Raw genomic sequence first — 4,290 nt, forward strand, 5'->3', positions numbered from 1 at the left:
ATGCTGGCGTCGCTCACGCCATGCTTGCGGCACAGATCGGCGACCGGAACGCCAGCCTCGTGCTCCTTCAAAATCCCAATGATCTGCTCTTCCGTAAAGCGGCTGCGCTTCATGCTCTGGTCCTCGTTGGGCCAGAACGAACTTCAAACTGGATTAAGCCCCAGGGGCAAGGTCATCTGGTCCTCGTTGGGGCCAGAACGAACTTCAAGCTGGATTAAGCCCCAGGGGCAAGGTCACCGAGCCGATAGAGTAAAGTATATGTTGGTAAGAGGATTGAGGTCGAGCGATTTCAGCCTTGACATCGAATTCTTTCGCCGATTCTTTGGCGCGCTAGGCGATCTTCTCGCAGCTGATGCGCAACAATCGTGCTGAGCATTCTAATATCATCGACGATAGAAAAATTTCGAAACTGAACCTTGTCTAATCGTTTCCTGTAATACATTATCTCGGTGCGATCTAAAGTAGTGTTGGGGCAATGAGCGCGGGGCGGAGGGATACAGGGCTTGACTGCCTGACATTGCTGCTGCGGTTTCATCAGGTCGCTATCGATCCGGCGCAGATTGCACATCAGCTCGCAGGAGAGCCGGTCGGCGTGACCGAGATGCTTCGCTGCGCCAAGCAGCTGAAGCTCAAGGCGCGGGCGGTCAGGCGGACCTGGGATGGCCTCGCCAAGCTGTCGCTGCCGGCCATCGTGGCGCGGTCGGATGGCTCGTTCGTCATCCTGGGGCAGGTCACGTCCGATGCGGCACTGATCCAGGATCCCCTGGTGAACCGGCCGCAGAGCCTCAAGCGTGCGGAGTTCGAAGCCAACTGGACCGGCACAGTGGTGCTGATGGCGCGCCGCGCCTCGCTGTCCGATCTGGCGCGGCGCTTCGATATCACCTGGTTCGTGCAGGCGATGCATAAATATCGTCGACTGCTCGGCGAGGTGCTGCTGGCCTCGTTCTTCCTGCAGCTGTTTGGTCTCGTCACGCCGTTGTTCTTCCAGGTCGTCACCGACAAGGTGCTGACCCATCGCGGCTACACCACGCTCGACGTGCTGGTGTTCGGCTTGGTGACAGTGACCATTTTCGAGACCGTGCTGGGCGGTCTTCGAACATATGTGTTCTCGCACACCACCAACCGGATCGACGTCGAACTCGGCGCCCGGCTGTTCCGCCATCTGATCGCACTGCCGATTGCCTATTTCGAGGCGCGGCGGGCCGGCGATTCGGTGGCGCGGGTGCGCGAGCTCGAGAACATCAGGAACTTCATCACCAGCTCGGCGCTGACGCTGGTCATCGACCTCGCCTTCACCTTCGTCTTTCTCGGGGTGATGTTCTACTACTCGCCATTCCTCTCCTGGATCGTGGTCGGCTCGTTCCCGTTCTACATCGCGCTGTCGGCCGGCGTGACGCCGATCTTCCGCAAGCGGCTCGACGTCAAGTTCGACCGCGGCGCCGAGAACCAGGCCTTCCTGGTCGAGACCGTGACCGCGATTCAGACCCTGAAGGCGATGGCGATCGAGCCGCAGATGCAGCGGCGCTGGGAGGAGCAACTCGCCGGTTACGTGGGCGCCAGCTTCGACGTGCTGTCGCTCGGCAATTGGGCGAGCCAGTCGGTGCAGTTCATCAGCAAGATCGTCACCGCGCTGACAATATATTTTGGTGCGCATCTGGTGATCGAGGGCAGCCTCAGCGTCGGCGAGCTCATCGCCTTCAATATGCTCGCGGGGCGGGTGGCGCAGCCGGTGCTGCGGCTGGCGCAGCTGTGGCAGGATTTTCACCAGGCGCGGCTGTCGGTGGCCCGGCTCGGCGACATCCTCAACACCACGCCTGAGCCGGCCTTCAATCCCGGCCGCGCGGCGCTGCCGCCGGTGCGCGGCGAGGTCGTGTTCGATCACGTTCATTTCCGCTACCGCGTCGACGGTCCCCTGGCGCTGCACGATGTCAGCCTGAAGGTGCCGGTCGGGCAGGTGGTCGGCATCGTCGGCCCCTCCGGCTCCGGCAAGTCGACGCTGACCAAGCTGATCCAGCGGCTCTACGTGCCGGAGAGCGGCCGGATCCTGATCGATGGGGTCGATCTCACGGTCGCCGACGTCACCTGGTTGCGGCGGCAGATCGGCGCGGTGCTGCAGGAGAACGTGCTGTTCAACCGCTCGATCCGTGACAACATCGCGCTCGCCGATCCCGGCATGGCGATGGAGCGGGTGATCCAGGCGGCCGAGCTCGCAGGCGCCCACGACTTCATCCTCGGCCTGCCTGACGGCTACGACACGGTCGTCGGCGAGCGCGGCGCGAGTCTCTCCGGCGGCCAGCGCCAGCGCATCGCGATTGCGCGCGCGCTGGTGACCAATCCGCGCATTCTCATTTTTGACGAGGCGACCTCGGCGCTCGACTATGAGAGCGAGAACATCATCCAGCGCAACATGCGCAAGATCTGCGCGGGGCGCACCGTCTTCATCATCGCCCACCGGCTGTCAGCCGTGCGCAATGCCGATCGCATCATCACCATCGAGAATGGGCGGCTGGTCGAGGACGGCACCCATGACGAGCTGATCAAGCGCGCTGGCCGTTATGCGACCTTGCACCAGATCCAGGCGGGACTTCATGTCGTCGGCTGAGGCGCACAGGCAGGACAACGCGCCGATCTCGCTCGACGCGCACCGCAAGTGCCGCAACGATGCCCGTGAGTTCCTCCCGGCTGCGTTAGAGATCGTGGAGACGCCAGCCTCGCCCGCGGGCCGCGCCGTTGCCGCCACCATCATGCTATTCTTCTCGATCGCGCTCGGCTGGTCGATCGTGGGTTACGTCGACATTATCGCCTCCGCCCAGGGCAAGATCGTGCCGACCGGGCGCACCAAGACGATACAGCCGCTGGAAGCGGGCGTGGTTGCGGCGATCCATGTCCAGGACGGCGACAAGGTTCGTGCCGGCGACGTGCTGGTCGAGCTCGACCGCACCGTCACCGAGGCCGAGCGCCGCCGCGTCGCGCAGGGACTGATGCAGGCGAGGCTCGATGTCGCGAGGCTCAGCGTGCTCCGCGACAGCTTTGCTGATCTGGCCGAGCTGCGGCCGTTCGCTGTGCCCCAGGGCGCCGTGCCCACGGACGTTGCGCGTACCCGCGCCGCGCTGCAGGCCCAGGCCGCCGAGCAGCTGTCGAAGCTCGCCTCCAACCTGCAGCAGATCGCGCAGAAGCGCGCCGAGGCGCAGTCGATCGAGGCGGCGATCGCCAAGATCGATGCCACCTTGCCGTTCCTGCAGGAGACGGCCGACATCCGCCGCAACGCCAAGGAGATCCAGTACGGCAACCAGATTGCCTATATCGATGCGCAGTCGCGGCTGATCGACCAGCAGAACGAGCGCATCGTGCAGACCCGACGCCTGGTCGAGATCGAGGCCGCGCGGCTGGCGCTGGAACAGCAGCTCGCGCAGACCAAGTCCGGCTTCGAGCGTCAGGTGTTCTCGGATCTCGCCGATGCCGAGAAGAAGACGGAGGAGCTCACCCAGGACCTCGTCAAGGCCGAGCGCAAGATCGCCGAGCAGGTGCTGCGCGCCCCGATCGACGGCACCGTGCAGCAGCTCGCGCTGCACACCGTTGGCGGCGTCGTCACACCGGCGCAACAACTGATGCTCATCGTGCCCGCCGACAGCGAGCTCGAGGCGGAAGCCATGATCTCCAACCGCGATATCGGCTTCGTCAACGTCGGCCAGCCGGCTGAGATCAAGATCGACACCTTCAACTTCACCCGCTACGGCCTCGTCCACGGCAAGGTCATCAGCGTATCCCAGGATTCGATCGTCCGCGAGAAGCCGGCGGACAAACAGGCTGGTGCCAAGACGACTGGCGCGCTGGCGGAGACCAGCGAGCCCGTGGGCCAGGAGTTCATCTACTCGGCGCGGGTGTCACTGGACGAAAAGCAGATGCAGGTCGAGGACAGAATGGTCGCGCTCGCGCCTGGCATGGCGGTGACGGTCGAGATCAAGACCGGGGCGCGGCGGATCATCGAATACGTGATGTCGCCATTGCTCAGGTACAAGCAAGAGAGCTTGAGGGAAAGATAAATGGATACTCGATGAAGCTGTAGTCATTGAACGCGACTATAGACAAGAGAACGGTCGTCTGATTGTGCCTCCGTCCGGAGGACAGCGAATCCTGTAAGAATTCTTTAAGGTAGCCATCGCGGTAATAAACGCAAAGAGGCAAGCGCATCATGGCGGATACTCCTCCCACAGTGACGATCACCAGCGCGGCCGAGGCAAGCAATGTCGCCAACCAGACGATCACGGGAACGGTGACGTTGGACGGAGC

Annotated in this window: 4 protein-coding genes; 2 read left to right on the forward strand and 2 right to left on the reverse strand. The window is 63.2% G+C overall.

Annotation, left to right across the window (positions count from 1 at the left end; genetic code table 11):
• On the reverse strand, window positions 1-113 hold a 113-nt coding region (locus QW881_RS32500; RefSeq protein ID WP_315758316.1), incomplete at its 3' end, for a transposase.
• Window positions 114-475: 362 nt separating this feature from the next.
• On the opposite strand from QW881_RS32500, the gene QW881_RS32505 reads away from it, so the two are divergent.
• On the forward strand, window positions 476-2,602 hold the full coding sequence (locus QW881_RS32505; RefSeq protein WP_315759668.1) for a type I secretion system permease/ATPase: 2,127 nt from the start codon (window positions 476-478) through the stop codon (window positions 2,600-2,602).
• The gene (locus QW881_RS32510; RefSeq protein WP_315759667.1) at window positions 2,589-4,043 is read left to right on the forward strand and encodes an HlyD family type I secretion periplasmic adaptor subunit; all 1,455 of its coding nucleotides are present in this window, start codon (window positions 2,589-2,591) and stop codon (window positions 4,041-4,043) included. The genes QW881_RS32505 and QW881_RS32510 overlap by 14 nt, the downstream gene beginning before the upstream one ends.
• Here the strand turns inward: QW881_RS32510 and QW881_RS32515 are convergent.
• A partial coding sequence (locus tag QW881_RS32515; RefSeq protein ID WP_316159251.1) for a hypothetical protein occupies window positions 4,009-4,290 on the reverse strand: 282 nt, incomplete at its 5' end. The genes QW881_RS32510 and QW881_RS32515 overlap by 35 nt on opposite strands.

The organism is Bradyrhizobium sp. SZCCHNS3016 (genome assembly GCF_032484535.1).
In the GTDB taxonomy this organism is placed as follows: domain Bacteria; phylum Pseudomonadota; class Alphaproteobacteria; order Rhizobiales; family Xanthobacteraceae; genus Bradyrhizobium.